Source organism: Variovorax paradoxus (assembly GCF_030811855.1).
In the GTDB taxonomy this organism is placed as follows: domain Bacteria; phylum Pseudomonadota; class Gammaproteobacteria; order Burkholderiales; family Burkholderiaceae_C; genus Variovorax; species Variovorax paradoxus_L.
The window spans coordinates 531,178-548,250 of sequence record NZ_JAUSRN010000001.1 but is presented as its reverse complement, the minus strand read 5'-3'; the positions used below and the strand labels follow the sequence as shown (position 1 = coordinate 548,250).

General features: G+C 66.9%; 14 protein-coding genes. 7 read left to right on the top strand and 7 right to left on the bottom strand.

The annotated features are described in order from the left end of the window. Nucleotides 1–4: 4 nt before the first annotated feature. Nucleotides 5–385: a cupin domain-containing protein gene (locus J2X92_RS02825; RefSeq protein WP_307573196.1), complete on the bottom strand. Its 381-nt coding sequence runs from the start codon at nucleotides 383–385 to the stop codon at nucleotides 5–7. A gap of 349 nt (nucleotides 386–734) precedes the next feature. Between J2X92_RS02825 and J2X92_RS02820 the strand changes: the two genes are divergently transcribed. Then, on the top strand, nucleotides 735–1,634 hold the full coding sequence (locus J2X92_RS02820; RefSeq protein ID WP_307573195.1) for a DUF72 domain-containing protein: 900 nt from the start codon (nucleotides 735–737) through the stop codon (nucleotides 1,632–1,634). 33 nt (nucleotides 1,635–1,667) lie between these two features. On the opposite strand, the gene J2X92_RS02815 is transcribed toward J2X92_RS02820, so the two are convergent. Beyond that, nucleotides 1,668–2,666, bottom strand: a complete 999-nt coding sequence (locus J2X92_RS02815) for an SLAC1 anion channel family protein (protein WP_307573193.1) — start codon at nucleotides 2,664–2,666, stop codon at nucleotides 1,668–1,670. Nucleotides 2,667–2,776: 110 nt separating this feature from the next. On the opposite strand from J2X92_RS02815, the gene J2X92_RS02810 reads away from it, so the two are divergent. Further along, the gene (locus J2X92_RS02810) at nucleotides 2,777–3,730 is read left to right on the top strand and encodes a GlxA family transcriptional regulator (protein WP_307573192.1); all 954 of its coding nucleotides are present in this window, start codon (nucleotides 2,777–2,779) and stop codon (nucleotides 3,728–3,730) included. Between the two features lie 125 nt (nucleotides 3,731–3,855). Here the strand turns inward: J2X92_RS02810 and J2X92_RS02805 are convergent, their stop codons facing one another. The 5 genes from J2X92_RS02805 to J2X92_RS02785 all read right to left on the bottom strand — a co-directional run bounded on the left by J2X92_RS02805 (nucleotide 3,856) and on the right by J2X92_RS02785 (nucleotide 7,679). Then, a complete protein-coding gene (locus J2X92_RS02805; protein ID WP_307573190.1) occupies nucleotides 3,856–4,074 on the bottom strand; it encodes a hypothetical protein in 219 nt (72 codons plus the stop codon). Beyond that, a complete protein-coding gene (locus J2X92_RS02800) occupies nucleotides 4,071–4,253 on the bottom strand; it encodes a DUF3606 domain-containing protein (protein ID WP_307573189.1) in 183 nt (60 codons plus the stop codon). The genes J2X92_RS02805 and J2X92_RS02800 overlap by 4 nt, the downstream gene beginning before the upstream one ends. A gap of 157 nt (nucleotides 4,254–4,410) precedes the next feature. Beyond that, nucleotides 4,411–5,391 carry an alpha/beta hydrolase gene (locus J2X92_RS02795; RefSeq protein WP_307573187.1) on the bottom strand — a complete coding sequence of 327 codons (981 nt, stop codon included), beginning with the start codon at nucleotides 5,389–5,391 and terminating at the stop codon, nucleotides 4,411–4,413. 7 nt (nucleotides 5,392–5,398) lie between these two features. Then, nucleotides 5,399–6,166, bottom strand: coding sequence for a coniferyl-alcohol dehydrogenase (locus tag J2X92_RS02790; RefSeq protein ID WP_307573185.1), 768 nt, complete (start codon nucleotides 6,164–6,166; stop codon nucleotides 5,399–5,401). A 37-nt stretch (nucleotides 6,167–6,203) separates the two neighbouring features. Next, nucleotides 6,204–7,679 (bottom strand): benzaldehyde dehydrogenase, encoded by a 1,476-nt coding sequence (locus tag J2X92_RS02785; RefSeq protein WP_307573184.1) that lies wholly within the window; start codon nucleotides 7,677–7,679, stop codon nucleotides 6,204–6,206. 246 nt (nucleotides 7,680–7,925) lie between these two features. Between J2X92_RS02785 and J2X92_RS02780 the strand changes: the two genes are divergently transcribed. The 5 genes from J2X92_RS02780 (at nucleotide 7,926) to J2X92_RS02760 (ending at nucleotide 17,056) form a co-directional block, all read left to right on the top strand. After that, the gene (locus J2X92_RS02780; RefSeq protein WP_307573182.1) at nucleotides 7,926–9,794 is read left to right on the top strand and encodes a sigma-54-dependent Fis family transcriptional regulator; all 1,869 of its coding nucleotides are present in this window, start codon (nucleotides 7,926–7,928) and stop codon (nucleotides 9,792–9,794) included. A gap of 272 nt (nucleotides 9,795–10,066) precedes the next feature. After that, entirely contained in the window at nucleotides 10,067–12,739 is a 2,673-nt protein-coding gene (gene aceE, locus J2X92_RS02775; protein WP_307573181.1) for a pyruvate dehydrogenase (acetyl-transferring), homodimeric type, read from the top strand. 81 nt (nucleotides 12,740–12,820) lie between these two features. After that, the gene (gene aceF / locus J2X92_RS02770; protein WP_307573179.1) at nucleotides 12,821–14,428 is read left to right on the top strand and encodes a dihydrolipoyllysine-residue acetyltransferase; all 1,608 of its coding nucleotides are present in this window, start codon (nucleotides 12,821–12,823) and stop codon (nucleotides 14,426–14,428) included. Nucleotides 14,429–14,440: 12 nt separating this feature from the next. Then, complete coding sequence (gene lpdA / locus J2X92_RS02765; protein WP_307573178.1) at nucleotides 14,441–16,252, top strand: dihydrolipoyl dehydrogenase; 1,812 nt, start codon at nucleotides 14,441–14,443, stop codon at nucleotides 16,250–16,252. Between the two features lie 9 nt (nucleotides 16,253–16,261). After that, a complete protein-coding gene (locus tag J2X92_RS02760; RefSeq protein WP_307573177.1) occupies nucleotides 16,262–17,056 on the top strand; it encodes an alpha/beta fold hydrolase in 795 nt (264 codons plus the stop codon). Nucleotides 17,057–17,073: the final 17 nt, after the last annotated feature.

Genomic DNA, 17,073 nt, shown 5'->3' with positions numbered 1-17,073 from the left:
GCTATCAGCTGTTGGGCTTTGCGTATTGCTCCGCGCTCATCATCTCCAGCCCGACGAAGGGCTTGTCGCCTTCCACCCATGCGTCGTGTCCCGGCGGAATGGTGTACGACATGCCTTCCTCAATGGCGGTCTTGGTGCCGTCATTCATCTGCACGGTGATGCGGCCGGAAACCGCATACCCGACGTGAGCGACCTGGCAGCTGTCCGTGCCGACGACCGGCTTGATGCACTTGGACCAACGCCATCCGGGTTGGAAATTGAAACGCCCGAGCGTGTAGCCCTCGAGGCGGACCACTTCGACCCGGGTCTTTTCCGGCTCCCGGACCTCGTCCGGTTCGTCATGGGATTTCGTCTGGAGCTTGCTGACATTCATGGGACTGGTCATCGCGTCATCTCCTTGCACGAGCGAGCAGATAGTCGGCGGCAGCCTCGTGCCGAACCGCACGTCGAACGGTTGAATGTTAGTACCGGGGACACACTTCGGCGACGTATTTCGACAGTTTTTGAAAACCTTATTAGTACTGTTTAAAAATACAGTAATATCTGGGGCATGAACTCCATTCCTGCACCCCTCTGGATCGCCGCTTGCGCGCACCGGTTGCAGCAGCGGTGGCATACCGTCGATCCGCTCGAGCTGGAGGAGGTCGCGCGCGAGCTTTGGCGCGATCCTCGCCTACGAACAATGTCGCCCACGGAGGCGGCGGTCGAGTGGCTGCAACCGGTAGCGTACGTCGATGGGCATTCTGGTCGGCACGGCTTCTTGGACTGACAAGACGCTGCTTGCGTGCGGTCGCTTCTACCCCAAGGAGGTGAAGACCGCCGAGGCGCGCTTGCGCTACTACGCGTCGATCTTCCCGCTGGTGGAGGTCGACTCCAGCTTCTACGGCATTCCGGCGCCGGCCAACGCCAAGCTGTGGGCCGAGCGCACGCCCGAGGCTTTCACCTTCAACGTGAAAGCCTTCCGTCTCTTCACGGGCCACCAGACAGATGCCAAGGTGCTGCACAAGGACATCCAGCAAGCCTTGGCTGGGACCAGCACCAAGACCCTCTACTACCGCGGCATGCCGCCCGAGATCAGCGTCGAGCTGTGGCGACGCTTCCGCGAGGCGATTGCGCCGCTCAGGCTGGCGGGCAAGCTCGGGCTGGTGCACTTCCAGTTTCCGCCCTGGCTCGTCTGCAACCGCGAGGGCCATTCGCATGTGGCGCACTGCGTCGAGCAGATGGTGGGCCATACGGTGAGCATCGAGTTCCGGCACCGCTCGTGGTGGGACGACGCGCATCGCGCAGGCACCATCGAATTCCTGCGCAGGCTCGGTGCCGTGCACACCATCGTCGACGGCCCGCAAGGCTTTGCCAACAGCGTGCCCCTGCTGGCGGAAGCCACCAACGCCGACTGCGCGCTGGTGCGCCTGCACGGGCGCAATGTCGACACCTACAACATCAAGGGCGCGGCCTCGGCGGCCGAGCGCTTCGACTACGACTATCCGGACCCCGAGCTGCGCGAGATCATGATGGAGGTGGTGCGCCTGGCCTACAAGGTGCGCAACACGCACGTCATCTTCAACAACTGCGACGAGGACAAGGGCCAGCGCAATGGCATCACGTTCATGAAGATGCTGCTGGCGCATGGATGAGGGTTCAGCGTAGACCCCAGAAGATGCCCTGGCTCATCTGAACAGCTTGCCGTTGAGCGCGATGCGCAGTGTGCGCACAGTGAGCACTGCCAGCGCCACGGTCAGCGCGCCCAAGAGCCCGATCGCAATGGCCCAGAGCGGCGCCGTTGCGCGCAGCTGCGCGTACTTCAGCGCGGCATTGGCCAGTGCCGCCATCGGGAAGCTGATTGCCCACCAGCCGGGCGAGAACGCGTTGCCGCGCCGGAACACTTTCGGTGCAAGCACCGCGAACATGAAGAGCGCGAAGTAGAAGAGCAGGGCGGCGAAACGGTCGACGCCGCCGGTGATGTTCGTGTACGCAAGGAAGCCGACCGCAAAGGGTGCGACCAGGATCATCAGCGAGGGCGTCATCGCAGGCGCGAGCGGGGCCTGATGCACGAGCCGGCCGATGATGAGAACCAGCAGCACCAGTGCAAGCACCGCGCCCACGGCAGCCGCGAGCAGATTGAGCTCCGCGGTCCATGCCATGGCGCCCTCGTGCCCGGCGGTCACCGCGATGTCCAGCGTCGCAACGCCCGGGATCAGCAACGCCGGCACGGCATGCGACGTGTCGACATGTCCCTTGAGCAGTCGCAAGATGACGAAGAAGCTGAGGGCGAAGGTCGCCAAGGCGCCCAAGGCCCACACCGCGCGCGCGCCGGATGCGCTGTAAGGAGCGATGACGGACGACAGCAGCAGTATCGAGATCACGATGGTGCCGAAGAAGTTGCCGGTCACCGGGTGATGGAATTCCGCGTGCACGGCCTGCGGATGCCTGGCCAGCTTCACGGCATAGCCGAACGCCAGCAGCAAGAAGACGCCGAGTGCAATGGCGCCGATCGCCTCGCCGATCAAGGCCGGGGCGCCCAGGCTGCCATGGGCCAGCCGCCAGGCCAGTGCCAGCCCTGCGAGCCCCATGACGGATGCGAACAGGTTGACGGGCAGGTTGCGTACCGAAGCTTCGTCGGATGGATGGAAGATCGGGAAGGGCGGATCCAGGGATTTGCTTTGCATGGTCGGGCTCGATTGGCTGAATTTGCTGATGTGGATAGTTTCTGCCAAACTGCCTTTGCCGTGAGCCGCGCGGCAAGACGTTTTCCGCCAATACCTGAGCCTTCACTGCCATGCGTGTCGCCATCCTCGCCTTTCCGCGTGTCCAGCTGCTCGATGTCGCCGGCCCTGCCGACGTGTTCGCCGAGGCGGCTCGCCAACTCGGCCAGCCGCGTGCCTACCAGGTCCAGGTGATCGGCACCGCGGCCGGTGTGCTTAAGAGCAGCAGCGGCGTGCGACTCGCGGTCGATGCCACGGTGAGTGCGCATCGCGGACCGATCGACACCTTGCTCGTGGCCGGCAGCCCGGTGATCCACGAAGTGACTGGCGACACGGCGCTGCACACTTGGCTGCGGCGCCAGTCGCGCACCGTGCGGCGCTATGGCTCCGTGTGCAGCGGGGCATTCGTGCTCGCGGCCGCCGGTCTTCTGGACGGCAAGCGCGTGGCGACCCACTGGAACTCGACCGCACGGCTCGCCATGGCCTACCCGCTGGCGTGCGTCGAACCCGACGCCATCTATGTGAAGGACGGCAAGCTCTTCACCTCGGCCGGCGTGACTGCGGGCATGGACCTCGCGCTCGCGATGGTGGAGGAAGACCATGGCCGCGAACTCGCGCTGCGCGTGGCGCGCGAGCTGGTGATGTTCCTCAAGCGTCCGGGCGGACAGAGCCAGTTCAGCGCCCATTTGGCGGCGCAGACTGCCGAGCGCTCGAGCGTCAGCAAGGTGCAGGACCATGTGCTTGCGCACCTGAAGGACGATCTGTCGGTGCCTGCGCTGGCCGCTCGCGCCGGCATGAGCGGCCGCAGCTTTGCGCGGGTCTTTCGGCAGGAGACGGGCACCACGCCCGCGGAGTTCGTCGAGAACGCCCGCATCGACGCCGCCCGCCGAATGGCCGAAGAGTCGGATCTCCCGGCAAAGCGGCTCGCCGATGCCGTGGGCTATGCCAACGTGGATGGGTTCAGGCGCGCATTCGCTCGCCGCCTGGGCGTGAGCCTGGTGGAATATCGAAGGCGCTTCGCGAAATGAACATGAAGGTGCGAAACGCTTGGGTACTCAAGAAAGCGGCCATCTCCGAAGATGCCATCTCGCCTTCGCCCAGATCCGCCATGCAAGGTATATGGCCATGACAACTCCCTGTTCCTTTGCCGTTCCTATCTGGACGCGGGAGCGTTGCCGTTTGCCTGGCGCGGCACCGTCGTGCCGCTGGCAGGAACATTGCCCGGCCCTTCCGATGGATCGTTGATGCCGTAGAAGAAAAGCACCCCCACCACGATGACCGCGATGGCGGCCAAGAGGATCCACATCAAGCGGCGGCCGATGTCGCCCTGCTTGTGTTCTTGCCTGGTTTCCATGGCGCCCAGGCGGTTCACCTGCGCATTTCGATCAGGTAGGCCCGAACCGCGTCGGCTGAATTGCCCACGACTCTCACCGCGTCTCGCAGCTGCGTCTCGGAACACTTCAGCGCCTCGGTCCATGAGCGCACTTCGTGCGGCTCATCAATTGCGATCAGCTTGCGATCCAGTCCTGTCTTCTTGAGGTCGTCGGCCATTTTTTTCTCCTGTGGTCACGGCGGCACAATGCCTCCGGCACTTCAGGTTGACCGCTGCGAAGCCGCGGTGCCATGCCGTTTTGACGCGTCTTGCTGACAGTGGCTCTCCTACGCGGCGCCTGAACATGTTCATGAGCGATCCGCGCACTTGAAACCCTTAGGAAACGCGGGACGACAGTTGCGCGCGCAGCCACGCGGCCATGTCGCCCATCACCTGGTTACCCAGTAGAGATACGGCGGTGAAGTGAATGCAGGCGTGAATGGCGCCGGCGTAGTGGCGGTGCTCGGTCGGAACGCCGGCATCGGCAATGCGCAGCGCCAGCGCATAGCCTTCGTCGCGCAGCGGGTCGTGGCCCATGGTGGCCAGCCAGGTGGGCGGTAGCGTGCCGAGGGCCTGCGACTGCAGCAGCGCGAAATCGGGGTGCCGCGCCAGCTCCTGGCGCGCGCCCAGGTAGCAATCGATGAACCACTGCATGACACCGGTGGTGAGGAACTTGCCCTCGCCGTTCTCGGCCAGCGATGGGCTCGGTTCGCTGTAGTGCTGGGCGACCGGATAGATGAGGCCCAGCGCCCGCGGCGCAATGGTGCCGGTTGAACGCAGCGCCGCCACGGCGGCGAGCTGCGCGCCCGCGCTGTCGCCGGCCAGCGCCATGCGCGACGGATCGGCGCCGAGCGCGTGCGCGTGCCCTGCCACCCAGCGCAGCGCGCAGGCCACGTCGTCCACCGCCGCCGGAAAGGGATGTTCGGGCGCCAGCCGGTAGTCCACCGCCACCACCACGGCGGCGACGTCGTGGCACAGCGTGCGGCACACCTTGTCGTGGGTTTCGAGATCGCCGATCACGAAGCCGCCACCGTGCACGTACATCAGCAAGGGCAGCGGCCCCGGGGCGTCGGGCCGGTAGACACGCAGCGTCAACGGGCTCCCGGGTCCTTCGATGACGCGGTCGTCCGCCGATGCGATGGCCGGTGCCGGCAGGCCCAGTCCGGCGGCCAACTCGCGGTAGAGCTGGCGAGCCACCGGCGGCGGCAGCGACTCCAGCGGCGGGTTGCCTTGGGCGGTGGCCTGCGCCAGAAAGCCGGCCAGCGCCGGGTCGAGGGGCGCCGCGTCGAGCACGGCAGCAATGGAAGTGCGGGTCATCGGGCGTTCAGATGTAGGTGGAAGCCAGGCCGCCATCGACCGGGATGTTGGCGCCGCTGATCCAGCGCGCCTCGTCGCTGCACAGCCAGGCGATCACCGGCGCGATCTCGTCGGCGAACCCGGGGCGCAGCATGCGGTGCGCATCGGCCTGCACGCGCTCCTGGCCGAGCATGCTCACGAAGTCGCCCAGGATCGGCGTGAACACCGGGCCCGGCGCCACGCAGTTCATGCGCACGCCGCGATCCAGAAACCATTGCTGCGACTGCGTGGCGCTCCAGACGATCAGCGCTTCCTTGAAGTACTGGTAGCAGCTCTCCTGCGGCACGGGGTGGTCGCGCAGCCAATGGGCGCCGGCCTCGAAGCTCTGCGCAGCGGCCAAGGCCTTGTGCGGCGCCAGTCGCTGCGGCCATTCGGCGCCGAGGATGGAGGCCACGTTGACGATGGAGCCGCCGCGCGGGATGCGGGGCAGCGCCTGCTCCGTCAGGTGGCGCAGCCCCAAATAGTTGATGTCGGCCACCAGCTTGACGGGCGCCGTGCCGGGCACGCCGGCGATGTTGCATAGCGCATCGAAGCGCTCGGGCAATTGCGCCACGGCCGCATCGATGGCGGCGACGGAACTCAGGTCGGCCTTGACGAAGCCGTCGAGCGTGAGGCTCGGGTCGTTGCGGTCCACGCCGATGACGCGGGCGCCGGCAAAGCGCGCGATGCGCACCACCTCGGCGCCGATGCCCGACGACACGCCGGTGACGACGATGGTTTTTCCTTGAAGCTGCATGAAATGTCTCCTCGTGGGTTCAATAGCCAACTGGCACTCAGAATGGATAGGGATGCGGCGCCTGCTTGATGGTCAGCCACTGCCACTGGGTGTATTCCTCCCAATCGGCCGGGCCGCCCACGCTGCTGCCGTTGCCGGCGATGCCGGGTCCGCCGAAGGGGTTGACGCACTCGTCGTTGACGGTCTGGTCGTTGATGTGGACCATGCCGGAGTTCAACTGCGCGGCCATGGCCATGGCGCGGCCGATCGAAGGCGAGATCACCGCCGACGCCAGGCTGCCCTGGTGGTTGTTGGCCAGGGCCACGGCCTCGTCGTCGGTGCTGAAGGTGATGATGTTGGCGACGGGGCCGAACACTTCCTCGTCGTACACGCGCATGCCGGCCTTCACGTTGGCCAGCACGGTGGGCTTGTAGAAGAGGCCTTCGCTGGTGCCGCCGGCCAGCACCTGAGCGCCGGCTGCGATGCTGTCCTGCACGATGGCGTGCACGCGGTCGCGCTGCTTCGCGTCGATCAGCGGCCCCAGGGCCACCTGGCCGCTGGCACCGTCGCCCACCGGCAGGTGCTGGGCCTTCGCGACCAGCCGCTGCGTGAAGGCTGCGGCAATGTTTTCGTGCACGATGATGCGATTGGTCGCCATGCAGATCTGCCCCTGGTGCAGGTAGGCGCCCCAGGCGGCATTGCTGGCCGCGATGTCGAGGTCGGCGTCTTCCAGGACGATCAGCGAGTTGGCGCCGCCCAGCTCCAGCGTGACCTTCTTCAGATGGCGCCCCGCCAGCTCGCCGATGCGACGGCCCACGGCGGGCGAGCCGGTGAAAGCGATCATCGGCACGTGCGCATCGGTCACCAGCGCTTCACCGGCGGCGGCGTCGCCGGGCAGCACCTGCAGCAGGCCGGCCGGCAGGCCCGCCACTTCGAACACGCGGGCGATCATGAAGCCGCCGCTCACCGGCGTGCGCGAGTCGGGCTTGACCACCACGCCGTTGCCGGCAGCGAGGGCCGGCGCCACGGTGCGAAGCGTGAGGATGAGCGGAAAGTTGAAGGGCGAGATCACGCCCACCACGCCGCGCGGCACGCGCCGCGCCAGGCTGGTGGTGCCATGCGCGCTCGGCAACACCTGGCCCTGCGACTGCAAGGGCATGGCCGCCGCCAGGTGGCACAGGGTGATGGCCTCGCGCACTTCGTGCTGCCCCTTGGGCAGGATGGCGCCGGTCTCCCGGGCCACATACATCGCCAGCTCGTCGAAGTGCTGTTCGAACAGCCCCGCGGCGCGCAGGAACACCGCGGCCTTCTCGCGCGGCGCCACCTGCGCCCAATTTTTCTGCGCCTGCGCCGCGGCGGCCGTGGCCAGCGCGACGTCCTGCGCGTCGGCAATGCCGACGCTCGCCATCACCTGGCCCGTGGCCGGTTCGACGACGTTGCGCACACCGCCTGCGGACGCGACCCACGCGCCGTTGAACACCTTGCCGGCCCAGGCCGCCGGGTCCAGGAACGCCAGCTTCTGTGAAACACCCATGACTCACCCCTTGCGAAAAAAGTTGATCGGCTGCCCGCGGATGGAAATGCCGCGGCACCGCCTTCTTTTCGCAACGGGCGTACCAACGACGCCGTGGCGGGGTGGCCCAGCGCCGCGGCGCGAGGCCGTTTTCATTCGGGGGTTAGGGGAATTCCCGGGGTTGTAATAGTTATCGTGAATAACTGGTTTACCCTGATCCGGGCTTTCACCAAATGCTCAAGAATCGGCCGCCCGTTTCACCAAACGATGAACCCGAAATTGACCAAAGCCATTGCCTCACCGGTCCCCGGGCGCATCTCCCTGGCCGAGGTGGCGCGCGCCACCGGCGCCGCGCTGGGCCGTTTCGACGGCGCCGACGTGGCGCGTGCGATGAGCCGCTTCGACGCCTCGCACGTGGGCAGCGAAGAGCACCCGACCATTGCCGACATCAGCGAGTGCCTGTTCTTTTCGCCCGGTGACGGCCGCATCTGGCTGCAGGACCAGCGCATGGTGCTGCTGCATACCGAAGCGCTGGGGTCCCTCAGGCGTGAGCTGATCGACAGCCTGGGCCAGGAGAAGGCACGCGGCCTGTTCACCCGCGCCGGCTACGTCAGCGGCGCGCGCGACGCGCAGCTGGTGCGCAAGCACTGGCCCGAGGCCGAGCCGGCTGCGGCCGCCATGGCCGGCACCCGCCTGCATGCGCTGGAAGGGCTGGTGAAGGTCGAGCTGGTGCACGCGCGCTACGACCCCGAGACCTCGGACTACGAGGGCGAGTTCATCTGGCACCACTCGGTCGAAGACGACGAGCACATTGCGGCCTACGGCATCGGCGGCTCGCCGGCCTGCTGGATGCAGGTGGGCTATGCCACCGGCTACGTCAGCACGCTGTTCGGGCGGCTGGTGGTGTTTCGCGAGGTCGCCTGTCGCTCGATGGGCGAGAACCATTGCCGCGTGATCGGAAAATCCGCCGAGCGCTGGGACGACGTGGAAGAAGACATGCGCTACCTGCGCGCACGCGATTTCGTGGGCGTTGCCGTCGGCGCGTCGCCCCACGGTGGCGCGGCGCCGCGGGCCGCCGAGCTGCCCACGCCGCCGCGCAAGAGCGACGCGATGGTGGGCGCGTCATCGGCATTCAATGCGGCCTGCCACCTGCTGCACCGCGTGGCGCCGACCACGGCCACCGTGCTCTTTACCGGCGAGTCCGGCGTCGGCAAGGAAAAGTTCGCAAGCATGCTGCACAGCATCAGCCCGCGGCGCGACAAGCCCTTCGTCGCCGTGAACTGCGCGGCCATTCCGGAGACGCTGATCGAGTCGGAGCTGTTTGGCGTGGAGCGCGGCGCCTACACCGGCGCCGGTGCGGCGCGGCCGGGCCGCTTCGAGCGCGCCCACGGCGGCACGTTGTTCCTGGACGAGATCGGCACGCTGAGCTACGCGGCCCAGGGCAAGCTGCTGCGCACATTGCAGGAGGGCGAGGTCGAGCGCGTGGGCAGCACACGCAGCGTTCAGGTCGACACGCGCGTCATCGCGGCCACCAACGTCGATCTGCGCCAGGCCGTGCGCGAGGGCAGGTTTCGCGACGACCTGTTCTTCCGGCTCAACGTCTTTCCCATTCACCTGCCGCCGCTGCGCGAGCGGCGCGACGACGTGCCGCTTTTGATGAGCCATTTTCTGCAGCACTACGGCCGCAAGCACGGCCGGCAGGCCACTGGCTTCACGCAATCCGCCGTCAAGGCGCTGCTGAACTACGACTACCCCGGCAACATCCGCGAACTGCAGAACCTCATCGAACGCGCCGTGATCGTGGCGCCCGATGGCAGCCTGCTCGACGTGCACCACCTGTTCACAAGCGGCGAGACGCTGGACAAGAACGTGTTGTCGGTGCGGCCGGATGGGCACCTCGCGGGCGTTGGCGCTGCCGGCGCCTTGCCCCGGCAGGCCATGCCCGCAAGCCACGTCGCGCCGGACCGCGTCGGCCCTGGTTCCTTGGGGCAGGTGGAAGAGACGCTGATCCGCCGCGCGCTGGAGCAATGCGGTGGCAACCTTTCGGCGGCTGCGCGGGTGCTGGGCATCACGCGTCCCCAGTTGGCCTACCGAGTGCGCAAGCGCGGGCTCATGGCGCGGTCCGAGCTGGATTGACGGGACAAATACGACCCCTCGGGACTAAGCCGATCTCGCAGATTTGGCTCTCAGGGTTTGCCCTAACCTCCGGTCCGGCGATTCGGACGGGCTCCTTGCCCCGCATCCGGATCGTCGGCAGCGCACGCGTTCCATGCCCACCTCATCTGTCATGAAATCAACGACTTAGCGGGCGTTGCGCGCGGCGCGCCGCGTGGCACATCGATTGCTCTGTAACAAGGCCGGCCGCGTCGCTCGATGCGGATCCTGGCCATGACACAGGAGACAAACCGATGAGCAGCATGGGCGACCTTGACCCCACGGAAACCGGCGAGTGGATCGACGCGCTCGGCGCGGTGCAACAACACCGCGGCAGCGAACGTACGAACTTTCTGTTGAATCGCCTGGTCGACCAGGGCCGGCGCGACGGGGTGTACGTGCCCCGTTCGCTGAACACGGCCTACAAGAACACCATCCCGCCCGAGCAGGAAGAAAAGTCGCCCGGCAACCGAGAGATCGAGCACCGCCTGCGCTCGATCATCCGCTGGAACGCGATGGCGATCATCCTGCGCGCCAACAAGGACTCGTCGGAGCTCGGCGGCCACATTGCGAGCTTCCAGTCGGCGGCCACGCTCTATGACATCGGCTTCGGCCACTTCTGGCATGCGGCCACCGACACGCACGGCGGTGACCTGCTGTTCATCCAGGGCCACAGCTCGCCCGGCATCTATGCACGCGCCTTTCTCGAAGGCCGCCTGAGCGAGCAGCAGTTGCTCAACTACCGCCAGGAGTCCGAGGGCGGCGGCATCCCGTCGTACCCGCACCCGTGGCTCATGCCCGATTTCTGGCAGTTTCCCACGGTGTCGATGGGCCTGGGCCCGCTGATGGCGATCTACCAGGCGCGCTTTCTCAAGTACCTGCACGGACGCGGTCTCGCCGACACGGCGCCGCGCAAGGTCTGGGCCTTCATGGGCGACGGCGAGATGGACGAGCCCGAATCGCTCGGCGCCATCTCGCTCGCGGGCCGCGAGAGCCTGGACAACCTCGTGTTCGTCATCAACTGCAACCTGCAGCGCCTGGACGGCCCCGTGCGCGGCAACGGCAAGATCGTGCAGGAGCTGGAGTCCGTGTTCCGCGGCGCTGGCTGGAATGTGATTAAGGTGCTCTGGGGCAGCGGCTGGGACGCGCTGCTCGCGAAGGACAAGAGCGGCAAGCTGCTGCAGCGCATGGAAGAGTGCGTGGACGGCGAATACCAGGACTTCAAGAGCAAGAGCGGCGCCTACGTGCGCGAGCATTTCTTCGGCAAGTACGACGAGACGAAGGCGCTGGTCGCCGACATGAGCGACGACGAGATCTGGGGCCTCACGCGTGGTGGCCACGACCCCGAGAAGGTCTTCGCCGCCTACGCCGCGGCCGTCAAGCACAAGGGCCAGCCCACGCTGATCCTGCCCAAGACGGTGAAAGGCTACGGCATGGGCGAATCGGGCGAGGGCCAGATGATCGCGCACCAGGCCAAGAAGATGACTCAGGACGCGCTGCGCGGCTTTCGCGACCGCTTCCAGATCCCGGTGTCCGATGAAGAGTTGCCCAACGTGCCGTTCATCCAGTTGGCCGAAGACAGCCCGGAGATGAAGTACCTGCGCGAGCGCCGCGCCGCGCTCGGCGGCTACCTGCCGCAGCGCCGCCGCAAGTCGACCGCGCTCGAGATTCCGCCGCTTTCCACCTTCGAGCGCCTGCTCAAGGACACCGGCGAGCGCGAGATCTCCACCACCATGGCCTTCGTGCAGATGCTCGGCACGCTGGTGCGCGACAAGCAGATCGGCAAGCACGTGGTGCCCATCGTGCCCGACGAGTCGCGTACCTTCGGCATGGAAGGCATGTTCCGCCAGCTGGGCATCTGGTCGTCGCTCGGCCAGCTCTACAAGCCGCAGGACGCCGACCAGCTCATGTACTACCGCGAGTCGAAGGACGGGCAGGTACTGCAGGAAGGCATCAACGAGGGCGGCGCGATGTCCAGCTGGATCGTCGCGGCCACTTCGTACAGCACGAACAACGTGCCGATGATTCCGTTCTACATCTACTACTCGATGTTCGGCCTGCAGCGCGTGGGCGACCTGGCCTGGCTGGCCGGCGACATGCGTGCGCGGGGCTTCCTCTTGGGCGGCACCGCGGGGCGCACCACGCTCAACGGCGAAGGCCTGCAGCACGAAGACGGCCACAGCCACATCCTGGCGGGCACCATTCCCAACTGCGTTTCGTACGACCCGACCTTCGCCTACGAGGTGGTGGCCATCGTGCGCGACGGCATGCGCCGCATGTACGCCGAGCAGGAGGACGTGTATTACTACATCACCCTCATGAACGAGAACTACCCGCACCCGGGCATGCCCGAGGGCAGCGAGGCGGGCATTCTCAAGGGGCTCTACCAGTTGAGCGACGGCGGCAAGACGCCCAAGAAGGGCCACCGCGTGCAGCTCATGGGCAGCGGCACCATCCTGCGCGAAGTGATGTTCGCGGCCGAGCTGCTGAAGGCCGACTTCGGCATTGCCGCCGACGTGTGGAGCGCCACCAGCTACAACGAGCTGCGTCGCGACGGCATGGCCGCCGAGCGCTGGAGCCGGCTGCACCCGACCGAGCCGGCGCGCAAGAGCCACGTCGAGCAATGTCTCGAAGGCCATGACGGCCCGGTCATCGCGGCCACCGACTACATGCGCAACTACGCCGACCAGGTGCGCGAGTACGTGCAGGCCGCAGGCCGGCGCTACACCGTGCTGGGCACCGACGGCTTCGGCCGCAGCGACTACCGCCGCAAGCTGCGCCGCTTCTTCGAGGTTGATCGCTGGCACGTGGCCGTGGCCGCGCTCAAGGCGCTGGCCGACGACGGCGTGATCAAGCACGCCGTGGTGGCCGAGGCCATCGCGAAGTACGGGCTCGATGCCGAGCGCGCAGCCCCCTGGACCGTCTGAGGCAAGGCAGCAGAACATGAGCGCAGCGCTGGGCCGCCCCAAGCAAGCTCGCAACGCAGTGCGAAGCACGGAGTTTATTTAATGAGCAACGCAATCGACATCAAGGTTCCCGACATCGGCGACTTCAGCGATGTGCCCGTCATCGAAATCTTCGTGAAGCCCGGCGACACGGTGAAGGCCGAAGACCCGCTGGTCTCGCTCGAATCCGACAAGGCGACGATGGAAGTGCCCGCGCCGCGCGGCGGGGTGGTCGAGTCCATCTCTGTGAAGCTGGGCGACAAGGTCAGCGAAGGCAGCGTCATCATGACCTTCAAGGCCGAGGGCGGCGCTGCTGCCCCGGCGCCGGCCGAAGCCGCCAAGCCCAGCGTGAGCGCCGCGCCTGCGGCCACCAACGCGCCAGCCGGCGTGGCCGAGGTGCGCGTGCCCGACATCGGCGACTTTAAGGACGTGCCGGTCATCGAGATCTTCGTGAAGGTCGGCGACACGGTGAAGGCCGAAGACCCGATCGTCTCGCTCGAATCGGACAAGGCCACGATGGACGTGCCCGCGCCGCTGTCGGGCGTGGTGACGGCCATCGGCATCAAGATCGGCGACAAGGTGAGCGAGGGGTCTGTGATTCTTTCGCTTGCTACGGGCGATGCGCCTGTGGCGGCTACCGCCACTTCACCCCAGCCCTCTCCTGCGAGCGGGAGAGGGAGTGATACAGCAGCGGCGGCGGCGCTGTCTGCCGGCAATGCGGAGATCGAAGCCGGCTTCGCGCTCGCCTACGCCGGCCCCGCCGTGCGCAAGCTCGCCCGCGAGCTCGGCGTCGACCTCGGCAAGATCAAGGGCACCGGCGACCATGGCCGCATCGTGCGCGCCGACGTCGAGGCGTTTGCGAAGGGCGGTGGCGCAGCCGCCGCACCGGCCGCCGGCAAGGCTGCCGCAGCGCCCGCGGGCGGTGGCGTCGGCGGCATCGACCTCTTGCCCTGGCCCAAGGTCGACTTCGCCAAGTTCGGCCCGACCGAGCGAAAAGAACTGTCACGCATCAAGAAGATCAGCGCCGCCAACCTGCACCGCAACTGGGTCGTCATTCCGCATGTAACGACGCACGACGAGGCCGACATCACCGACCTCGAGCAGTTCCGGGTGCAAATGAACAAGGAGCTGGAAAAGTCGGGCGTCAAGATCAGCATGCTGCCCTTCATGATGAAGGCGGCCGTGGCTGCGCTGAAGAAGTTTCCGGAGTTCAACGCCAGCCTCGACGGTGATGCCCTGGTGCTCAAGAACTACTGGCACATCGGCTTTGCGGCCGACACGCCCAACGGGCTCATGGTGCCGGTGATCCGCGACGTCGACAAGAAGAGCGTGCCCGACATCGCCAAGGAGATGGGCGAGCTCGCCAAGCTCGCGCGAGACGGCAAGCTCAAGCCCGACCAGATGTCGGGCGGCACCTTCACCATCAGCTCGCTGGGTGGCATCGGCGGCATCTATTTCACGCCGATCATCAATGCGCCCGAGGTCGCCATCATGGGCGTGTGCAAGAGCTACTGGAAGCAGCACTCCAGTGACGGCAAGACCTACACCTCGCGCCTCACGCTGCCGCTGTCCCTCTCGTGGGACCACCGCGTGATCGACGGCGCCGCCGCCGCGCGCTTCAACGTCTATTTCGCCAACGTGCTCGCCGACCTGCGGCGCGTGCTGTTCTGAAGGAAGCTCCCAATGGCACACATGGTGGAAGTCAAGGTCCCGGACATCGGCGAATTCAAGGATGTCGCGGTCATCGAACTGCTGGTCAAGCCTGGCGAGGTCATCGCGGTCGATACCGGGTTGATCATGGTGGAGTCCGACAAGGCTTCGATGGAGATTCCGTCGAGCCATGCGGGCACCGTGAAGGAACTGAAGATCGGGCTCGGCGACAAGGTGAGCGAAGGGTCGGTGATCCTGGTGATCGAGACCGCGGGTGCTTCTTCATCTTCCCCTCCCCCTCCGGGGGAGGGCAGGGTGGGGGCCGCTGCTTCTGCACAGGCAGCGACCGGTGGGCAAGTGCCCCCACCCCTGCCCTCCCCCAGAGGGGGAGGGGGCCAAACCGCAGCCGCCGGCAGCTACACCGGCAAGGCCGACATCGAGTGCGAAGTGCTCGTGCTCGGCGCCGGCCCCGGCGGCTACTCGGCCGCGTTCCGCAGCGCGGACCTCGGCATGAAAACCGTGCTGGTCGAACGCTACGTCACGCTCGGCGGCGTATGCCTCAACGTGGGCTGCATTCCCTCGAAGGCGCTGCTGCACACGGCCGGCGTGATGGACGAGGTGAAGCTGCTCGCCAAGCATGGCATCAAGTTCGCCGCGCCCGAGGTCGACATCGACGCGCTGCGCGGCTTCAAGGACGGCGTCATCAAGAAGCTCACCGGCGGCCTGGCCGGCATGGCGAAGGCGCGCAAGGTCGAGGTGGTCACCGGCGTTGGCAGCTTCCTTGATGCGTACCACGTCGAGGTGGTGGGCGAGGGCGGCGCGAAGAAGGTGGTGAAGTTCGCCAAGGCCATCATCGCCGCGGGCTCGCAGGCCGTGAAGCTGCCCTTCATGCCGGAGGACGACCGCGTCGTCGACTCCACCGGCGCGCTGCTGCTCAAGGGCATTCCCAAGCGCATGCTGGTGATCGGCGGCGGCATCATCGGCCTGGAAATGGCCACGGTGTACTCGACGCTGGGTACGCGCATCGACGTGGTCGAAATGCTCGACGGCCTGATGCAGGGCGCCGACCGCGACCTCGTCAAGGTGTGGGAGAAGTTCAACGCGCCGCGTTTCGACAACGTGATGCTCAAGACGAAGACCGTCGGTGCCAAGGCCACCAAGGCCGGCATCGAGGTCAGCTTCGAAGGCGAGAAGGCGCCTTCGGCCCCGCAGGTCTACGACCTCGTGCTGGTGGCCGTGGGCCGCAGCCCCAACAGCAAGAAGATCGCGGCCGACAAGGCCGGCGTGGCCGTCACCGACCGAGGCTTCATCGACGTCGACAAGCAGATGCGCACCAACGTCCCGCACATCTTCGCCATCGGCGACATCGTGGGCCAGCCCATGCTGGCTCACAAGGCGGTGCACGAGGCGCATGTGGCGGCCGAGGCGGCGCACGGCGAGGCGGCGTTCTTCGATGCCCGGCAGATTCCCTCGGTGGCCTATACCGACCCCGAGGTGGCGTGGGCCGGCAAGACGGAAGAGCAGTGCAAGGCCGAGGGCCTGAAGATCGGCAAGGCAGTGTTCCCCTGGGCCGCATCGGGCCGCGCCATCGCCAACGGGCGCGACGAGGGTTTCACCAAGCTGTTGTTCGACGAGGCCACGCACCGCATCGTCGGTGGCGGCATCGTCGGCACGCATGCGGGCGACCTGATCAGCGAGGTGTGCCTGGCCATCGAAATGGGCTGCGAGCCGGGTGACATCGGCAAGACCATTCATCCGCATCCGACGCTCGGCGAATCCATCGGTATGGCGGCCGAGCTGTTCGAAGGGGTGTGCACCGACCTGCCCCCGGTGAAGAAGAAGTAGGCCGCAACGATGCCGCTTGCACTGGCGTTCGAAGCCCTGGGGTCGGGACCTCCGGTGGTGATCCTGCACGGCCTGTTCGGCGCGGGGCGCAACTGGTCGCAGGTTGCGCAGGCGCTGGCGGCGGACCACCGCGTCTACCTGCCCGATGCCCGCAACCATGGCGCCTCGCCCTGGGCCGAATCGATGTCGTACGTGGAAATGGCGGGCGACGTGCTCGCGCTGATCGAACGCGAGCAAATGCGGCGGCCCTTCGTGATCGGCCACAGCATGGGCGGCAAGACCGCCATGGCCCTGGCCCTCTCGCATCCCGAGGCCATCGGCGGCATCGCGGTGATCGACATCGCCCCCGAGAGCTACGCCGGCCAGTTCTCGTCATACGTGTCGGCGATGCGCAGCCTGGAGATGGCGAGCGCCGCCAGCCGCCGCGAGATCCAGCAGGCGCTGGCCGACAACCTCGGCGCCGAGACTCCGGCCGACTACCTGATGCAGAGCCTGCGCCGGCAGAACGACCGCTTCGACTGGCGGCTGAACCTGCTCGCCACGGGCCTGTGCATGCGCGAGCTTTGCGGTTTTCCCGAAACGCTGCGCGAAGCGCGCTACGCCGGGCCCGCGCTCTTCGTCCACGGCGCGGAGTCCGACTACGTGCGGCCTGCGTCGTTCGCCGGCATCCGCGCGCTTTTTCCGCGTGCGGGAGCCGAGCGCATTGCCGACGCGGGCCACTGGGTGCACGCCGACCAGCCCGCGGCGCTGCTGTGCGGGCTGCGCAACTGGCTGGCCGGCGGCCGCACGGCCGTCCCTCAATGACATTCCACGGAGACACC